The 16,424-nt window shown below is 64.0% G+C and carries 15 protein-coding genes and 1 pseudogene; 14 read left to right on the top strand and 2 right to left on the bottom strand.

Going from position 1 to position 16,424, the window contains the following annotated elements; translation table 11 throughout:
* Nucleotides 1-24 precede the first annotated feature (24 nt).
* The 3 genes from LJY18_RS08885 to LJY18_RS08875 all read left to right on the top strand — a co-directional run bounded on the left by LJY18_RS08885 (nucleotide 25) and on the right by LJY18_RS08875 (nucleotide 2,839).
* A complete protein-coding gene (locus tag LJY18_RS08885; RefSeq protein ID WP_238041449.1) occupies nucleotides 25-687 on the top strand; it encodes a glutathione S-transferase family protein in 663 nt (220 codons plus the stop codon).
* 8 nt (nucleotides 688-695) lie between these two features.
* Nucleotides 696-1,511, top strand: coding sequence for a DUF4892 domain-containing protein (locus tag LJY18_RS08880; RefSeq protein ID WP_238041448.1), 816 nt, complete (start codon nucleotides 696-698; stop codon nucleotides 1,509-1,511).
* Nucleotides 1,512-1,756: 245 nt separating this feature from the next.
* On the top strand, nucleotides 1,757-2,839 hold the full coding sequence (locus LJY18_RS08875) for an AI-2E family transporter (RefSeq protein WP_238041447.1): 1,083 nt from the start codon (nucleotides 1,757-1,759) through the stop codon (nucleotides 2,837-2,839).
* Here the strand turns inward: LJY18_RS08875 and LJY18_RS08870 are convergent.
* Entirely contained in the window at nucleotides 2,836-3,855 is a 1,020-nt protein-coding gene (locus LJY18_RS08870) for a patatin-like phospholipase family protein (protein ID WP_238041446.1), read from the bottom strand. The genes LJY18_RS08875 and LJY18_RS08870 overlap by 4 nt on opposite strands.
* A 110-nt stretch (nucleotides 3,856-3,965) precedes the next feature.
* On the opposite strand from LJY18_RS08870, the gene selD reads away from it, so the two are divergent.
* From selD to LJY18_RS08820, 11 genes and pseudogenes are all read left to right on the top strand, one after another.
* Nucleotides 3,966-5,000: a selenide, water dikinase SelD gene (gene selD, locus LJY18_RS08865; RefSeq protein WP_238041445.1), complete on the top strand. Its 1,035-nt coding sequence runs from the start codon at nucleotides 3,966-3,968 to the stop codon at nucleotides 4,998-5,000.
* The gene (gene mnmH / locus LJY18_RS08860; RefSeq protein ID WP_238041444.1) at nucleotides 5,000-6,100 is read left to right on the top strand and encodes a tRNA 2-selenouridine(34) synthase MnmH; all 1,101 of its coding nucleotides are present in this window, start codon (nucleotides 5,000-5,002) and stop codon (nucleotides 6,098-6,100) included. The genes selD and mnmH overlap by 1 nt, the downstream gene beginning before the upstream one ends.
* A gap of 100 nt (nucleotides 6,101-6,200) precedes the next feature.
* Entirely contained in the window at nucleotides 6,201-6,479 is a 279-nt protein-coding gene (locus tag LJY18_RS08855) for a hypothetical protein (RefSeq protein WP_079202388.1), read from the top strand.
* A complete protein-coding gene (locus LJY18_RS08850) occupies nucleotides 6,479-7,084 on the top strand; it encodes a flavin reductase family protein (protein ID WP_238041443.1) in 606 nt (201 codons plus the stop codon). The genes LJY18_RS08855 and LJY18_RS08850 overlap by 1 nt, the downstream gene beginning before the upstream one ends.
* Nucleotides 7,085-7,229: 145 nt before the next feature.
* Nucleotides 7,230-8,339 (top strand): annotated as a pseudogene (locus tag LJY18_RS22705) (HAMP domain-containing protein); the annotation flags it as partial.
* Complete coding sequence (locus tag LJY18_RS22700; RefSeq protein WP_442964482.1) at nucleotides 8,322-9,194, top strand: methyl-accepting chemotaxis protein; 873 nt, start codon at nucleotides 8,322-8,324, stop codon at nucleotides 9,192-9,194. The pseudogene LJY18_RS22705 and the gene LJY18_RS22700, both read left to right, overlap by 18 nt.
* A 118-nt stretch (nucleotides 9,195-9,312) precedes the next feature.
* Nucleotides 9,313-10,230 carry an AAA family ATPase gene (locus tag LJY18_RS08840; RefSeq protein WP_238041441.1) on the top strand — a complete coding sequence of 306 codons (918 nt, stop codon included), beginning with the start codon at nucleotides 9,313-9,315 and terminating at the stop codon, nucleotides 10,228-10,230.
* Entirely contained in the window at nucleotides 10,227-11,183 is a 957-nt protein-coding gene (locus tag LJY18_RS08835; protein ID WP_238041440.1) for a DUF58 domain-containing protein, read from the top strand. Before LJY18_RS08840 ends, LJY18_RS08835 begins: the two co-directional genes overlap by 4 nt.
* Nucleotides 11,180-13,210, top strand: coding sequence for a transglutaminase TgpA family protein (locus LJY18_RS08830; protein ID WP_238041439.1), 2,031 nt, complete (start codon nucleotides 11,180-11,182; stop codon nucleotides 13,208-13,210). Before LJY18_RS08835 ends, LJY18_RS08830 begins: the two co-directional genes overlap by 4 nt.
* Nucleotides 13,211-13,319: 109 nt before the next feature.
* Nucleotides 13,320-14,090 (top strand): CHAD domain-containing protein, encoded by a 771-nt coding sequence (locus tag LJY18_RS08825; RefSeq protein ID WP_238041438.1) that lies wholly within the window; start codon nucleotides 13,320-13,322, stop codon nucleotides 14,088-14,090.
* A 375-nt stretch (nucleotides 14,091-14,465) separates the two neighbouring features.
* Nucleotides 14,466-15,263 (top strand): acyl-CoA thioesterase, encoded by a 798-nt coding sequence (locus LJY18_RS08820; RefSeq protein WP_238041437.1) that lies wholly within the window; start codon nucleotides 14,466-14,468, stop codon nucleotides 15,261-15,263.
* Nucleotides 15,264-15,312: 49 nt separating this feature from the next.
* Here the strand turns inward: LJY18_RS08820 and LJY18_RS22695 are convergent, their stop codons facing one another.
* A complete protein-coding gene (locus LJY18_RS22695; protein WP_442964481.1) occupies nucleotides 15,313-16,017 on the bottom strand; it encodes a methyl-accepting chemotaxis protein in 705 nt (234 codons plus the stop codon).
* Nucleotides 16,018-16,424: the final 407 nt, after the last annotated feature.

The following is a 16,424-nucleotide window of genomic DNA, read 5'->3' as shown; positions in this document are numbered from 1 at the left end:
GGGCCGATTGCAATGGAGAATCGCATGATCGACCTTTATACCGCCGCGACCCCCAATGGTCACAAGGTGACCATTGCGCTCGAGGAGCTGCAGTTGCCCTACAACTTGCATGCGCTGAGTTTCGAGCGCAAAGAGCAGAAGACTTCGGAATTTCTCAAGATCAACCCCAACGGCCGGATTCCGGCTATCGTCGACCGCGATAACGGGGACTTCGCCGTATTCGAGTCCGGCGCGATTTTGATCTACCTCGCCGAACTGACCGGGAAATTGCTGCCGCAGGACCTCAAGGGCCGCTCCTTGGTGTTGCAGTGGCTGATGTTCCAGATGGGTGGTATCGGCCCGATGCAGGGTCAGGCCAATGTGTTCTTCCGCTATTTTCCGGAGAAGCTGCAAGGCCCGATTGACCGTTACCAGCACGAAACCCGGCGTCTCTACGAGATCCTGGATCGACGCCTGGGTGAGGCCGAATACCTGGCCGGCGACTACAGCATTGCCGATATCGCCACCTACCCCTGGGTGCGCATTCATGACTGGTCGGGGGTCTCGATCGAGGGGCTGGAGCACCTGCAGCGCTGGATCGATGCGCTAGAGAGCCGCCCGGCGGTGCAGCGCGGCATAATCTTGCCGCGCCGCGAAGTACTGGATGACAGCGCGGTTAAGACCGCCCAGTCGATGCTAATCCAATGAGGGCTCACATGGGTTGGTTCAGTCTGTTGGCAGGGGGGGTGGCAAGCGCAGCCATGGTGGCAGCTGTATCTGCGGCGGATGTCGCCGGTAGCCGCGATCTCGAAGTGTTGCCGCGTTTTCCCGGTAGCCAGATCGTCAGTTTTAACGAAGCCGCCGAGCAGGAGCGGATCTACCCGCAAGGTTCGATTCGACGTATCAGTGGCCGCCTGCGCTATGAGCGCGAAGTGGCGGTGCAGGGGCAGCTGACCTCGCTGACGTATGAGTTGCCGCGCACCCATACGGCCGATGATGTATTCACCGCTGCCCGCGAAGCGTTGCAGGCGCAGGATGCCGAGTTGCTCTACTGGTGTCAGGCCCGTGAGTGCGGATCGAGCAGCCTCTGGGCCAATGCGGTATTCGGCAACCGCATCCTCTATGGCTCCGATGACGAGCAGGCCTACGTGCTGATGCGCTTGGCCGAGCCGCGACACGACAGTTTGCTGGCGCTCTACAGCATCACTCGGGGCAATAAACGAGCCTATTTGCATGTCGAGCTGCTCGCGGCTGATGCACCGCTGGCTGAAGTGTTACCAACGCCGGCCACCTTGCTCCGCCAGCTGAAGGACGGTGGCGAGTTGCGCCTGCCTCAGCAGGCTGAGCCAAGTGAAGCCTGGGTGACATTGCTGGCGCGCTGCCTCAACCTCGACAGCACCTTGCGCGTTAGCCTGTCCGGTGCCCAGGCCGAAGCCTGGCGCCAGGCGCTGGTCGAACAGCGGGTCAGGGCGTCACGGCTAGAGCTGGGCGATGCCACCGTGGCAGGGTTCCGTATCAACCTGCTGCGCTAACCATCCGGTAATGGCCTGCTGACTGGGCCCTGCACCTGAGGTGCAGGGTCTGGGAGCCTGTCAGACTTAACCCTGACCTACTGCGGAAAAGCCGGATTTGCCCATTTTTGCCGCTCTTTCTCGTTAAATAGCTCGCTATTCGCCGCGAAAGATCAGCAAGACTGACTCAAGCCGGATTTCCCTCGCTACGGACGGTCAAGTCCGACAGGCTCCTAGCGTCGTTTCTCTCTTTCGGAGTTGCAATAATGCTCAATAACGATCGCTTGCTGGTGCAGATTTTGCTCCTCGGGCTACTCGGCGCGAGCCTGTGGGTACTTGCGCCGTTTGGCTCGGCGCTGTTCTGGGCTGCCGTGTTGTCCTTTGCCAGCTGGCCGCTGATGCGCGGGCTGACCCGCTTGCTCAATGGCCGACAAACCGCTGCGGCCGGACTGCTGACTCTGGGCTGGATTGGCTTGGTGGCGGTGCCCTTGGTGATGCTGGGGTTAAACCTGGCCGAGCATGTCGGCGCAGCCACGGCGCTGTTCAAGGGTTACCAGGTCACAGGCCTGCCTCCAGCGCCGGACTGGTTGGTGGGCATCCCGCTGGTAGGTGAAAGTCTGCTCAGGCTCTGGCAGACCATCGATCAGCAGGGCGTGGCGTTTTTCGCCACCCTCAAACCCTATCTCGGTCAGGTCGGCAATTGGTTATTGGCCCGAAGTGCGCAAGTGGGCGGGGGGATTCTTGAGCTGTCCCTGAGCCTGGTGCTGGTGTTCTTCTTCTACCGCGACGGGGCGCGTCTTGCGGAGTTTGCTCGGAGCCTGCTTGAGCGCCTGATCGGGGATCGTGCTGAACACTACCTGGAGCTGGTTGCCGGCACCGTACAGCGGGTGGTCAACGGCGTCATCGGTACGGCGGCGGCGCAGGCGCTGTTGGCGTTTATCGGGTTCTATATAGCCGGCGTACCGGGTGCGCTGATCCTCGGCATCCTCACCTTCGTGTTCAGCCTGATCCCCATGGGGCCGCCACTGGTCTGGGTACCAGCCACTGCCTGGCTGTTCGCTCAGGGCGACTATGGTTTTGCCATCTTTCTCGGAATCTGGGGCATGTTCGTGATCAGTGGCGTGGACAACATCCTCAAGCCCTATCTGATCAGTCGCGGCGGTAACCTGCCCTTGGTGGTGGTCCTGCTCGGCGTGTTTGGCGGCCTTCTGGCCTTTGGTTTCATGGGCCTGTTCCTTGGTCCGACCTTGCTCGCCGTGGCCTACAGCCTGCTCACCGACTGGGTGGCAAACAAGGCACCAGTGTCTCAGTCGCCGCGCGAGAGCCTGCCACCCGATGGGCTGGACTAGTTATCCTGTTCGTATTTCTCCAAGGTGTCGCGGGCGATCTGTCGACCGAGCATGATCAATTCCGGGGCCTTGTAGAACTCGAAGAAGCGGCAGGCGCGCCTGGGTACGTTGATCAGGATGTCAGGCGGGTAGCCGGCGATCTTGTACTGTGCCAGTGAGGTCTGCATGACCTCGAAGCTCTGGTTGATCAGCTCCAGCAGGGAGGCCGGCCCGCTCAGGTCGGCGACCCGCGAACCGCTGGCAGACTTGGTGGCGCCTGCGCTTTTCCCCTCAGTGGGGGTGGGCTCGGCAGGTCGCTGCAGCCAGGGGTTTGGCTGCTCGTGAGGCGGTTCTGCCATCAGTAATTCGTCGTCCTCGCCGTGCTTGCGGCGAAAAGTGGGCAGCCGTGAGCCGAGCGAGTTCATCACCAGGTCGAAGCGGCCTTTCAGCGCCGGCGGCCTTTCGATCACGGGTAACTGGTAATGCTGCTGGTTGGTCGAGTTGAGGTTGACCGCGATGATCAGGTCGCAATGGCTGGACACCACCGGCACTATTGGCAGCGGATTGATCAAGCCGCCGTCGACCAGCATGCGCTTACCCTGGATCACCGGGGTGAACAGGCTGGGGATCGCCGCCGAGGCACGCATGGCCTGGTGCAGGCAGCCTTCCTGGAACCAGATTTCCTGCTGGTTGGTCAGGTCGGTAGCGACTGCGGTGAAGGGAATCGACAGATCCTCGATATTGATCTCCCCGACGATTTCGCGGATCTTGCCGAACACCTTCTCGCCGCGAATGGCGCCCAGGCGGAAGCTGACATCGAGTAGGCGCAGGACATCCAGGTAATCCAGGCTCTGGGTCCAGTCGCTGTATTCCTTTAGTTTGCCAGCGGCATAGATGCCGCCGATCACCGCGCCCATGGAGCAACCGGCGATGCAGGCAATGTCGTAGCCGCGCGCTTCCAGCTCTTGGATCACGCCGATATGCGCATAGCCACGCGCGCCGCCTGAGCCCAGGACCAACGCTACTCGCTTCGTCATCATTTACCCCCGTAACGCATTGTTTTATCAACATACCGCGCGCCGACCACTGGCGCCAAGGCCACATTTGATAGAATGCCGCCGCCTGTCGACGATATGAGTGAGATTCCATGAGCGAGCCAATCCGTTTGACCCAGTACAGCCACGGCGCTGGCTGCGGGTGCAAGATTTCCCCCAAGGTGCTGGAGGTGATCCTGGCTGGCAGTGGCGCGCAGAATCTCGACCCCAATCTCTGGGTCGGCAATGCCTCGCGTGACGATGCCGCGGTCTACGCCATCGACGAAGAACGCGGCGTGGTGTCGACCACCGACTTCTTCATGCCGATCGTCGACGATCCCTTCGATTTTGGCCGGATCGCCGCTACCAACGCGATCAGCGACATTTATGCCATGGGCGCCGACCCGCTGATGGCCATCGCCATTCTCGGCTGGCCGGTCAATGTGCTGGCCCCGGAAGTGGCCCGTGACGTGATTCGCGGCGCCCGCTCGGTGTGTGACCAGGCAGGTATCCCGCTGGCGGGCGGGCACTCCATCGATGCCCCCGAGCCGATCTTCGGCCTGGCCGTCACCGGCCTGGTGGAAAAGCGCCATATGAAGCGCAACGACACCGCTACCGTGGGCTGCAAGCTGTACCTGAGCAAACCCCTGGGCATCGGCATCCTCACCACGGCGGAGAAACAGGCCAAGCTGCGCAGCGAGGATGTTGGCCTGGCGCGCGACTGGATGTGCACCCTGAACAAGCCCGGAAGCCGCTTCGGCAAGTTGCCGGGAGTCACCGCGATGACCGATGTCACCGGTTTCGGCCTGCTCGGCCACCTGGTCGAGATGGCCGACGGCAGCGGCCTGACGGCACGTGTCGAGTTCGCCAAGGTGCCGCGCCTGGCCAGCGTCGAGTACTACCTGGAGCAGGGTTGTGTGCCGGGCGGGACCCAGCGAAACTTCGACAGTTACGGCGAGAAGATTGCGCCGCTACCCGAGCTGTACAAACTTCTGCTGTGCGACCCGCAGACCAGTGGCGGCCTGCTGATCGCGGTGACCGCCGAGGGCGAAGCGGAGTTTCTGGTCCTCGCCGCCGAACTGGGCCTGGCGCTCGAGCCGATCGGCCAATTGCTCGAGCGACAGCACTACGCCGTCGAGGTGCTGTGATGCGCGACAACACTCAGGACTACCGCCAACTGTTTCTCAACGACACGCCGATGATGGATGCCCGCGCCCCGGTGGAGTTTGCCAAGGGTGCCTTCCCCGGCGTGCGCAACCTGCCGCTGATGGACGACGATGAGCGGCAGAGAGTCGGCACCTGCTACAAGCAGCGCGGCCAGCAAGCTGCCATCGAACTGGGTCATCAACTGGTCAGCGGTGCGATCAAGGCGCAGCGGATTGAGGCCTGGGCGGCCTTTGCCAGGGCCAATCCCGAGGGCTATCTGTATTGCTTTCGCGGCGGCCTGCGCTCGCAGATTGTCCAGCAATGGCTGAAAAGCGAGGCGGGCATCGACTATCCGCGGGTGATCGGCGGCTACAAGGCGATGCGTACCTTTCTCCTGGAAACCACCGAGCAAGCGACGGCGCAGTGCGACTTCATTCTGGTCGGCGGCATGACCGGCACCGGCAAGACCGAGGTGATCGCCCAGCTCGACAACAGCCTGGATCTGGAAGGCCATGCCAATCACCGCGGTTCCAGCTTCGGCAAGCGCGCCACTGTCCAGCCGGCGCAGATCGATTTCGAGAATGCCCTGGCGGTCGATATCCTGAAAAAACGTGCGAGGGGTATCGAGCAGTTCGTGCTCGAGGACGAGGGCCGCATCATCGGCAAAAGCGCCTTGCCGCTGGAGCTCTACCAGGGCATGCAGGAATTCCCCATGGTCTGGCTGGAAGACAGCCTGGCGGGCCGGGTCGAGCGCATTCTCAAGGATTATGTGATCGACCTGTGCGCCGAATTCATCGCCCTTCAGGGTGCAGAGGAGGGATTCAAGGCCTTCGCCGAGCGCCTGCAGCAAAGCCTGGCGAATATCCTCAAGCGTCTGGGCGGTGAACGTTACCAGCGTTTGGCGGCGATCATGGATCAAGCCCTGTTGCAGCAGCAGAGCCAGGGCGTGGTGGATCTGCACCGCGGCTGGATCGAGGCGTTGCTGGTCGAGTATTACGATCCCATGTACGCCTTCCAGCGCGAGAGCAAGGCCGGACGCATCGAGTTCGTGGGCGAACAGGCTGACGTAGTGGCGTTCCTGCGTCAGCGCAGCCATGCTTGATCGGGTCAATCTTGACCGGAGCGGGCACTTTTCCGTCTGGCTGGCGTCATATTGACATCATCACCATCTGCTTGTTTTCCGATATCAAGGAGTGCGCAACATGAAAGCTTGGATCTTGCTACCGATGATCGCCCTGGTGCTGGCCGGTTGTGCCGGCAAAACCGCCTATCGCGACAGTTGCGCCAATCAACTCAACGCGGCGTGGGCCGAGCTGGATCTGGCCAAGGCCGAAGGTTTTACCGGCACCGTGAGTTATTCCAAAGCCCTGTCGCTGCTGACCGCGGCGAAAACCCAGCAGCAATTTGAAGGGTACAAGGGCTGCACCAGCAAGGCCGAGCGCGCGCGCTTCTACATCCGTGAGTCGCGAGCAGGGCGCTGATGCAGCTCGATTTCGCCAGCCTGACTCCACTGGATGCCTACCGCTGGTTGGCGTCCACGGTAACGCCGCGGCCGATCGCCTGGGTGTCCAGTGTTTCCCGTGACGGCATCAGCAACCTGGCGCCGTTCAGTTTTTTTCAGGTGATCAGCGACGCACCGCCGACGTTGATGGTCAACGTCAACCTGCGCGACGACGGCAGCCTGAAAGACACCTTGCGCAATGTGCAGGCGAACGGCGAGCTGGTGATCCAGTTGGTGTCCTTCGCCCAGGCCGAGGCGATGAATGCCAGTGCCGCCCACCTGCCCCACGGGGTCAGCGAGTTCGAGAGCTGTGGCATCGCCAGCCTGGCCAGCGAACGAGTTGAGGTGCCGCGCGTGGCCGGCGCGGCGGTGGCCTTCGAGTGCCGTGTGGCGCAGGTGCTGGCGTATCCGCCGGATACGCCGAACTGCCACCTGATCTTCGCCGAAGTGCTGCTCGCCCATGTCGACGATGCAGTGCTCAACGACCAGGGCCGGATCGATCCGCACAAGCTCGATCTGATCGGCCGCCTGGGCGGCATGGCCTATACCCGGACTCGCGATAGCTTCGAGATGCGCCGCCCCTGAATCAACCCGCTCTGAAAACGACCTGCATATAGCTAAAAGCACAATCGACAAGGCTGCTGGCTTGTCGCCAGCAGCCTTGCGCTCTTATCTTGGGCGATAAGGCTGGCGAACCTGGGTTCGCCAGGGGCTGGGATGGAGCGCAATTATGTGGACTGATCTGCAACGGCACGTCGCCAGCTTGAGTACGGCGAAAAAACTGGCCCTGGGCTTCGGCGTGGTGCTGGCGCTCACGGCGGTGGTTGCCGCCACCGGCTATTCGGCCCTGCGTGAGGTCGCTGCCCGCTCGGCGTTGCTCGAGCGCATGAGCGCGATCAATACCCAGGTCCTGCAGATCCGCCGCCGCGAGCAGGATTTTGCCCTGACGACCGATACCGCTCATGTCGAGCGCCTGCATGAGCAGGTCGAGACGCTGCTGGCGAGCAGCGCAGCCTTGCAGGCCGAACTGCCGGCCGCCGCTGGACAGGTGCTGGGCGAGGTCAACGGTGCCGTTGACCAGTACCGCGCGGCCTTCGACCGTTATGTCGATCTTACCGGAAACATGAGCCTGTCCCTGGAAGCGGCCAATTGGCTGGTGGTGAGTGCCTCCAACAGCCTGGAGCTGCTCAAGGATGGGCTGGCCGAGGATGGTGTCGACCTGCTCGAGAGCAGCCAGGGTACGCAAGGCGGCGAGTCGGTGCTGCAGGCCGGGCAGATCGGCAAGGTCCATCAGCTCTTGTTGCAGGCGCTCGAACAGGCCCGTGTACGCCTGCAGCAGAGCCGCAGTTCTGCCGAGGTCGCCCAGGGTGAAATCCAGCAAGCCCTCGATGCACAAACCCTGGCCGGTGAGTTGCGCGATGCCATGACTGATCCGGGGTATGCCTCGGTGCTGGCGGAGGTCATCGGCAACGTCGACTCGTTCAACGAACGGCTCAAGGAGTACAACGGCCACTTGCGCCAGCAGAAGCAGGAATACGCCTTGCTGGTGGCGCAGGCCGAGCGCATCGTCGAGCTGGTGGAACAGGCCTACTCTCACCAAAAGAGTGCCATGCAGGCGCAATTGCAAGCCAGTGGCTGGCTGATCCTGCTTGCCGCAGTGCTGGCCCTGGTGATCGGCCTGCTCGCGACCCTGGCCATCACCCTGGTGATCGTGCGTCCCCTCAAGCAGGTGATCGGGCAGGCTCGGCAGATCGCCGAGGGCGACCTCAGTGTGCACATCGAGGTACGGCGCAGCGACGAGGTGGGGCAGTTGCAGGCCGCCATGCAGGGCATGTCGAACAACCTGCGCGAGATGGTCGGCCAGCTGCAGGGCGGGGTGAGCCAGATTTCCGCGTCGGCCCAGTCGTTGTCGGCGATTACCGAGCAGACCCGCCTGGGCGTCAATGGCCAGCGGGTGGAAACCGATCAGGTGGCGACCGCCATGAGCGAGATGACCGCCACCGTACATGAGGTGGCGCGCAACGCCGAAGCCGCCGCCGCTTCCACCGAGGACGCCGACAACCGGGTCAGTCGCGGTGCCGAGGTGGTACGCCAGACCCTGGTGCGGATCGACCAGCTGGCGGCGGCGATGGACACCACCACCCAGAGCATCGAGCGCCTCAGCCAGGACACCCAGCGCATCGATTCGGTGCTGGATGTGATCAAGAATGTAGCCGAACAGACCAACCTGCTGGCCCTCAACGCCGCCATCGAGGCCGCGCGCGCCGGCGAGCAGGGCCGTGGCTTTGCCGTGGTGGCCGATGAGGTGCGTGCCCTGGCCAAGCGTACCCAGCAGTCCACCGCGGAAATCGAAGGCCTGATAGCCACGCTGCGCGAGGGCGCGCGGCGCTCGGTGGCCGACATGCAGCAGAGCGGTGCCCTGGTCGCGCATGTGGTGGAGGATGCCAATCAGACCGAGGGCGCCCTGGCCGGGATTGCCGAGGCAGTGACCCTGATCTTCGAGATGAACCAGCAGATCGCCGCCGCGGCAGAACAGCAGACGGCGGTGGCCGAAGAGATCAGTCGCAGCGTGACCTCGATTCGCGATATCGCCGATCAGTCCTCAGTGGCGATGGACGAAACGGCCGACTCGAGCATTCGCATGGCGCAGTTGGGCCGCGAACTGCAGGGCATGGCTGAGCATTTCCGCTTGTAGCGTTCGCCGCAAAGTGAGAACCGCGCTCACAGTTTCGTCAGCAAAGGTTACAGGGTGCTTTGCCCGCCTGACGCTGGCCAGTAGCATCGACGCACTTGGATAAAGGCCGGAGCGAACGATGCGCACAAGACTGAATGCCTGCCTGGATGCGGTGAATCAGGTGCTGCTGGGCAAGGAACCGCAGGTGCGCCTGGCCCTGGCCTGCCTGTTGGCCCGCGGCCATCTGTTGATCGAGGACTTGCCGGGCATGGGCAAGACCACCCTCAGCCACGCGCTGGCCAGGGTCCTGGGACTGAGCTTTCAGCGTATCCAGTTCACCTCCGACCTGTTGCCTGGCGATATCCTCGGCACCTCGGTGTTCGTCAAGGACAGCGGGCAATTCGTCTTTCATCCGGGGCCGATATTCGCCGAACTGGTGTTGGCCGATGAGATCAACCGGGCCACCCCGAAAAGCCAGAGCGCATTGCTCGAGGCCATGGAGGAGGGCCAGGTGACCATCGAGGGCGCGACCCGAGCGCTGCCGGAACCCTTCTTTGTCATCGCCACGCAGAACCCGGTGAGCCAGGGCGGCACCTTCGCCCTGCCCGAGTCGCAGCTCGATCGCTTCCTCATGCGGCTGTCGCTCGGTTACCCGGCCAAGGCCGCTGAGAAAGCCTTGCTCCTCGGCGATTCGCGGCGCTCGTTGCTGCCGCGCCTGGAGGCGCTTCTCGACCATGCCGCGCTGGCGCTGATCCAGGCCGAGGTGCCCAAGGTACGCGCCAGCGATGCCCTGATCGACTATGTGCTGCGTCTGGTCGATGCCACCCGCAGCCAGCCGCAGTTCGCCTGGGGGCTGTCGCCGCGGGCCAGCCTGGCTTTGCTCGCCGCCGCCCGCGCCTGGGCCTTTCTCGACGGCCGCGATTATGTGATTCCGGAAGATGTGCAGGCCGTGCTGCCGTCGGTGGTCGGTCATCGCCTGCGCGAGCGCGCCGATCCGACCGGGCATGGCGGCGGCGCGCTGGTGCAATGGTTGCTGCGCGAGGTGCCGGCGCTTTGAGGCAAGAGTTCAAGCGGCGCTGGAGTCGCTGGCTGGCCCGGCGGATTCCCCCGGCCGCCAGCGTGCGCCTGACCCAGCGGCGGATCTTCATCGTGCCGACGCGGGTCGGGCTGGCATTTGCCCTGGCGCTGCTGCTGATGCTGCTGACCGCGATCAATTACCAGAACAGCCTGGCCTATGCCCTGACCTTTCTGCTGACGTCGCTGTTTATCGTCGCCATCCTGCACACCTACCGTAACCTGGCGGGCCTGGTGCTCAAGGCCTCTGGTGCAAGGGCGGTGTTCGTCGGCGAACAAGGGCAGTTTCACCTGCGTCTGGAAAGCAGCGCACGGGCGCACCAGGCGATCGCCCTGGGTTGGCCGTCGCAGCCTTATCAGACTCAGGATGTGCCCGCGCACGGCGTCAGTGAGTGCGAGTTGAGCCTGCCGGCGCTGCGCCGCGGCTGGCTGCGGCCGGGGCGCCTGCGGGTCGAAAGTCGCTTCCCGCTGGGCCTCCTGGTGGCCTGGAGTTGGGTCGACCTGGACCAGGCACTGCTGGTCTATCCGCAACCGCGGGAGGGCGAGTTGCCGCTGGCCGCAGGTGGTGCTGACGAGTTGCACCAGCAGGGTATGCGCGCCCACGGCCAGGGCGCCGAGGATTTTCAGGGGCTGAAGAGTTACCAGCCCGGCGACTCCAAAAGGCGCCTGCACTGGAAGGCCTATTCCCGTGGCCAGGGGCTGTTGGTCAAGGACTTCGCCGCGCTCGGCGGGCGCGACCCGTGGCTGGATTTCGAGGCGCTGGCGGGGGATGTCGAGCTGCGCTTGTCGCTGCTCTGTCATTGGGTGCTGCAACTGTCCGAGCGTCAGCAGCCCTTTGCCCTGCGTTTGCCGGGCCAGGTGCTGGCGCCCGCCAGTGGCGAGCAGCACCGCGAAGCCTGCCTGCGCGCGCTGGCGCTGTTCGGCACGCCGGCATGAGCCGGCCGGGGGCAATCCCGCGCATCAGCCTGACCTGGTTGCTGGTCGCCCAGGTGCTGGTGATCATCCCGCACCTGGGCCATCTGCCGCTGTGGATCGTCGGCCTGTGGCTGGGCTGCGCGGCCTGGCGCATCCAGATCTTGCGTATGCATGCCGGTTATCCGAATGCCTGGGTCAAGGCCGGATTGATGCTGGGTGCGGCCGTCGGCGTGCTGTTTTCCCGCGGCAGCCTGATCGGCCTGGATGCCGGGGTGGTGTTGCTGATTGCCGCCTTCATCCTCAAGTTGCTCGAAATGCGCACCCGCCGTGATGCTCTGGTGGTGATCTTTCTCGGCTTCTTCGTTGTGGTCAGCGCCTATCTGTTCGATGACAGCATGCTCGCCGCGCTGTATAGCCTGCTGCCGGTTACCGCCTTGCTGGCGGCCCTGATCGGCCTGCAACAGAGCGGCGTCGCCGCGCAGCCTTGGGCGACCGCACGCTTGGCTGCCGGCTTGCTGCTGCAGGCCGTGCCCCTGATGCTCCTGCTGTTTGTTTTCTTCCCGCGCATGGGGCCGCTGTGGTCACTGCCACTGCCGAGTGAGCGCGCGGTCAGCGGGTTGGCCGAGAGCATGGCGCCAGCGGATATAGCCGAACTGAGCCGCTCGAGCGGGCTGGCCTTTCGTGCCAGCTTCGAGGGCGAGGTGCCACCGCACGAGCAGCTCTACTGGCGGGCGTTGACCTTCGAGCGCTTCGACGGTCGACGCTGGTCGCAGGCGAGCTTTGCCCAGTTGTTGCCGACCCCAGCCTGGGAAAAACAGGGTGAGCCGCTGCGTTACAGCATCGTCATGCAGCCCAGTTCGCAGTCCTGGCTGTTTGCCCTGGACGTCGCCGAGACCCGCCTGGAAAACACCCGGCAGATGAGTGATTACCGCCTGCAGCGCAGGCGGCCGGTCGAACGCACCTTGCTCTATCAGGTAACGTCCTGGCCAGCGTCACTACGTGCCACGGCAGCTTCCAGCGACAGCCTGCGGCGGGCCTTGCAGCTGCCGGAGGACGGTGACCCACGCAGTCGTGCCTGGGGCGCCGAGCTCAAGCGGCAATATCCGCCCGCCGAGCAGCTGGTGCAGGCCGTGCTCAGTCATTTCAACCGCGAGCCCTTCGGCTATACCTTGCGCCCGCCACGGTTGGGGTTGAACAGCATCGATGATTTTCTGTTCGAGAGCCGCAACGGCTTCTGTGCCCATTACGCCGGCGCCATGGTCTTCGTCCTGCGCGCTGCTGGCATTCCGGCGCGGGTGGTGGCCGGCTACCAGGGCGGCGAGTACAACCCCGGCGGCAACTACGTCCAGGTGCGCCAGTTCGATGCGCATGCCTGGGTCGAATACTGGCAGGCGGGCAAGGGCTGGGTGAGTGTCGATCCGACCTTTCAGGTGGCGCCTGAGCGTATCGAGTTGGGCCTGGAAGAGGCGCTGGCCGACGAGCAGAGCTTTCTCGAGGGCTCGCCGTTTTCACCGTTGCGTTACCGCCAGTTGGGTTGGCTGAACCAACTGCGCCTGGCCTGGGACAACCTCAACCATGGCTGGCAGCGTCTGGTGCTCGGCTATCAGGGCGCGCAGCAGCTGCAATTGCTGCAACGCTGGTTCGGTCTTATCGATGCCCGGGTCCTGGCACTCAGCCTGGTGGGCGCTGGTGGGCTATTGCTGGGGCTGCTGGCGCTCTGGCTATTCAAGCCCTGGCAGCGCGAGCGTGACCCCCAGCAGCGTCTGTTCAGGCGCTTCGAACAGTTGTTGGCGCGGCATGCCGTGCACCGTCAGCCGGGCGAAGGCGCGCGCGCCTATGCCGAACGCGCGGCGCAGGCCTTGCCAGCCCAGGCGCAGGCCATTGGCAACTTCGCGGCAGCCTTCGAGGCGCAGCGCTATGCCGGGGGCGAGGCGCGCCCGGCAGAGTTGCGCGTGCACCTGGCCGTCTTGCGCCGGGCGCTGCCTTGGCACAAGGCGATCTGGCGGGCAGCCCCAGGGGTGGGAGCCGCTCGAGATCGCCGCAGATAATCGGGCGGCACCAATCTGGCGGGCTGTCGCTGCGCTGCGAACGGAGCGCCGCCCAGGTCGACTTACGCTGCTAAGCTGGCAGTTCTAACGGGCTGGAAGGGAAGATTCCATGGGGTGCTTTATCGAGGGCGAGTTGCAGCAGGTTCTGCGTCTGCAGGTCACGCTGTATGCCTGCCGCGAGCGGTTGCTGGCCAAGACCGATTCTGAAGCCCTGCATGACCTGCGCATTGCTCTGCGCAAGCTGCGCAGCCTGCTGCAGCCGCTGCGCGGAGTGCCTGCGTGCGCTGCGCTGCAGCAACAAGCGGCCGAGCTTGGGCGAAGCAGCGGGCCGTTGCGTGAACTCGAGGTGTTGCTCGCCCATTTGCAGAGTCAGGGTCGGCGTGACGCGGTCAACCTGCGTCAGTCGCGCTTGCTCGCCGGCTATGCGGCGTTGCTGGATGGTGATGCGCTGCCGGCGCTGTTCGAGGCGCTGGACCAGTGGCCGCAGTTGTGGCGCCAAGCGGCGGCGGACGCTGAGCTGCGTGGCCTGGCTAAACGGGTCAGGCGACGCCTGGCCAAGCAGCAGCGGCGCCTGGCCGAGGCCTTGGTCGATCCTGCGCATGATCGTCATCGCCTGCGCTTGTTGATCAAGCGTGTGCGCTATGGCGCCGAGGCTTACCCTAAACTGAGCGGATTGTCGGCCAAGACCCTGGCGCGCCTGAAGGCGGCGCAGTCGGCCCTGGGCGATTGGCATGACCTCTTGCAGTGGCTGCAGCGCGCCGAACAGGAAGCGGATCTTGCCGTGTGCGTTGCCACCTGGCGCACAGCATTGCAGGCAGCCGAGGAGACGGCTGACCTGGCATTGCTGGCGCTGCAAGCGGATTTCCCCACGGCCGAGTAGACGCCTGTCCGGTCAATTGCTTAATTCAAATGCGCAGGCTCGAGTCTTTGCCGTGGGAGGCCCGACCTCGGGGCGAAATCCTTGTCTTGGGCTCAAGCCTGCGAGAGCCAGGCAGGCGGCCGCGCCCGCTCGCGGAGAATGTTCCCGACATTTTATCTACCGCTCCCCAACCATAGGGCGCGCGCCGCGGCCACTGCAGTTCGCAGGACTGCCAGGTGGTGGCGTCGGTGGTGCAGGCTAAACGGATTAACCGACCAGGCCAGCAGGGGCTCCGTGCTCGATGCGCCGTTTGCCCGGCTCAATTGGCCGAAACGCCGTTTCGCACGATGGGGCATTTCCCCTAAGATCACCGGCTATAGATATCTTGAGGTGGTTATGGAATTTTCCGAGTTGCTCCAGGCCGTTCGCAGCAAGCCGCAGGCCGTGGTCATCCCGTCCGCCTGGGCGCAGGGACGGGCCAGTTTCGGTGGTTTGATGGCTGCGCTGGTGTATGAAGCCATGCGTGCTCATGTCCCTGCGGGGCGGCCGCCGCGTTCGCTGGCTATCACCTTCGTCGGCCCGGCCGAGCCGGATGTACCGGTGAGCTTCCAGGTTGAGGTGTTGCGTGAAGGCAAGGCGGTCAGTCAGGTGCTGGGGCGAGCGCTGCAGAATGGTCAGGTGGTGACCCTGGTGCAGGGCAGTTTCGGCGCGGCGCGCGAGTCGGCGATCACGGTTGCGGCTGAAGCCGCGCCGCAGATCAGGCCGGTCGAGGACTGCCAGGAACTCGCCTACGTGCGCAATGTGACGCCGGAGTTCACGCGATTCCTGGCGATGCGCTGGGGGATCGGCGGCATGCCCTTCAGCAACAATCCCTCGCGGGAAATGGGCGGCTGGGTGCGCTTGCGCGAGGAAGGTGACGTACAGCCAGTCAGCGAGGCGCACCTGCTGGCCCTGGTCGATGCCTGGCCGCCGGCAGTGCTCTCGCACCTATCTGCGCCAGCACCGGGCAGTTCGTTGACCTGGACTATCGAGTTCATCCAGCCGGTTGCCGAGTTGAATACCCTCGATTGGTGCCAGTACCGTGCGCAGATCGAACACGCCCGCGACGGCTACGGACATATTGCCGCCGCCTTGTGGGGCCCGCGCGGTGAGTTGCTGGCGATCAGCCGGCAGACAGTCACGGTGTTCGGTTAAACCGTGGACAAAAAGCCTCCAGCACGTGCAGCTTGAGGCTTCTTGTCGTCTAGAGCTTGAGCTGGCGAATGGCCCGGTTCAGCTCGCCGGCCAAGGCCGCCAGCTCGGAACTGGTGGTGGCTGAGCCTGAGGTTTGCTGCACCGTCTGTTCGGTGACGTCGCGAATGCTCACGATGGAGCGGTTCATTTCTTCGGCCACCTGACTCTGCTGTTCGGCAGCTACCGCAATCTGGGTGTTGCTCTCGCGCATCTGCGCCACCGAGCCGGTGATAGCGACCAGCGCCTCGCCTGCTGCGTGGGCCTGTTGCACGCAGTCATCGGCCTTGAGCGAGCTTTCCTGCATGAACTCGACGGCGTCGTGGGTGCCGCTTTGCAGGGAGGAGATCATCCGGGTGATCTCGTCGGTCGATACCTGCACACGCTTGGCCAAATTGCGCACTTCATCGGCCACCACCGCAAAGCCGCGGCCCATTTCGCCGGCGCGGGCGGCTTCGATGGCGGCGTTGAGGGCGAGCAGGTTGGTCTGTTCGGCAATGCCGTGAATCTCACTGACGACGCTGCTGATTTTCTGACTGTCGACGGCCAGTTGCTGGATCATTTGCGCCGTCTGTTGCACGCCGCTGGACAACCCAGCGATCGACTGACCGACACGGTCGACCACTTGCTGACCACTGCCGGCCAGTTGCTCGGCGGTTTTTGACTGGTCGCGGGTATCCGCCGTGTGTTGCGCGATATGGTGAACGGTGGTGGACATCTCATTGATCGCGGTGGCCGCCTGTTCTGTCTCGCTTTGCTGGTCGAGCATGCCCTGGCGCACGTCGCGCATGCTTACAGCCATGCGCTCGGCGCCTTCGTCCAGGCGTGCGGCAGTCTGCGCAACGATGCCGACCACACGTTGATAACCGGCCTGCATGGCATTGAAGGCCGTGGCCATCTGGCCGATTTCGTCACGGCACTCGAGTGGCACGCGTGCCGCCAGGTCGCCGCTTTTCTCTACCTGCAGCATCACATCCTTGAGGGTGTTGAGATGGCTCAACAGGAAGTGGATCAGCAGTTGCGAGGCCGCCAGTAGGGCCAGCATCAGTAGGGCGACAACCAGCGCATAGCTGGGTGCGCGCTCGGCGATTACCTGCATCAGGCTGGGCGCGTGGGCCAGTACGG

The sequence above is a fragment of the Pseudomonas sp. MMS21 TM103 genome, assembly GCF_022132145.1.
Taxonomy (GTDB): domain Bacteria; phylum Pseudomonadota; class Gammaproteobacteria; order Pseudomonadales; family Pseudomonadaceae; genus Aquipseudomonas.
This window is presented reverse-complemented; position numbering and strand designations above follow the sequence as displayed.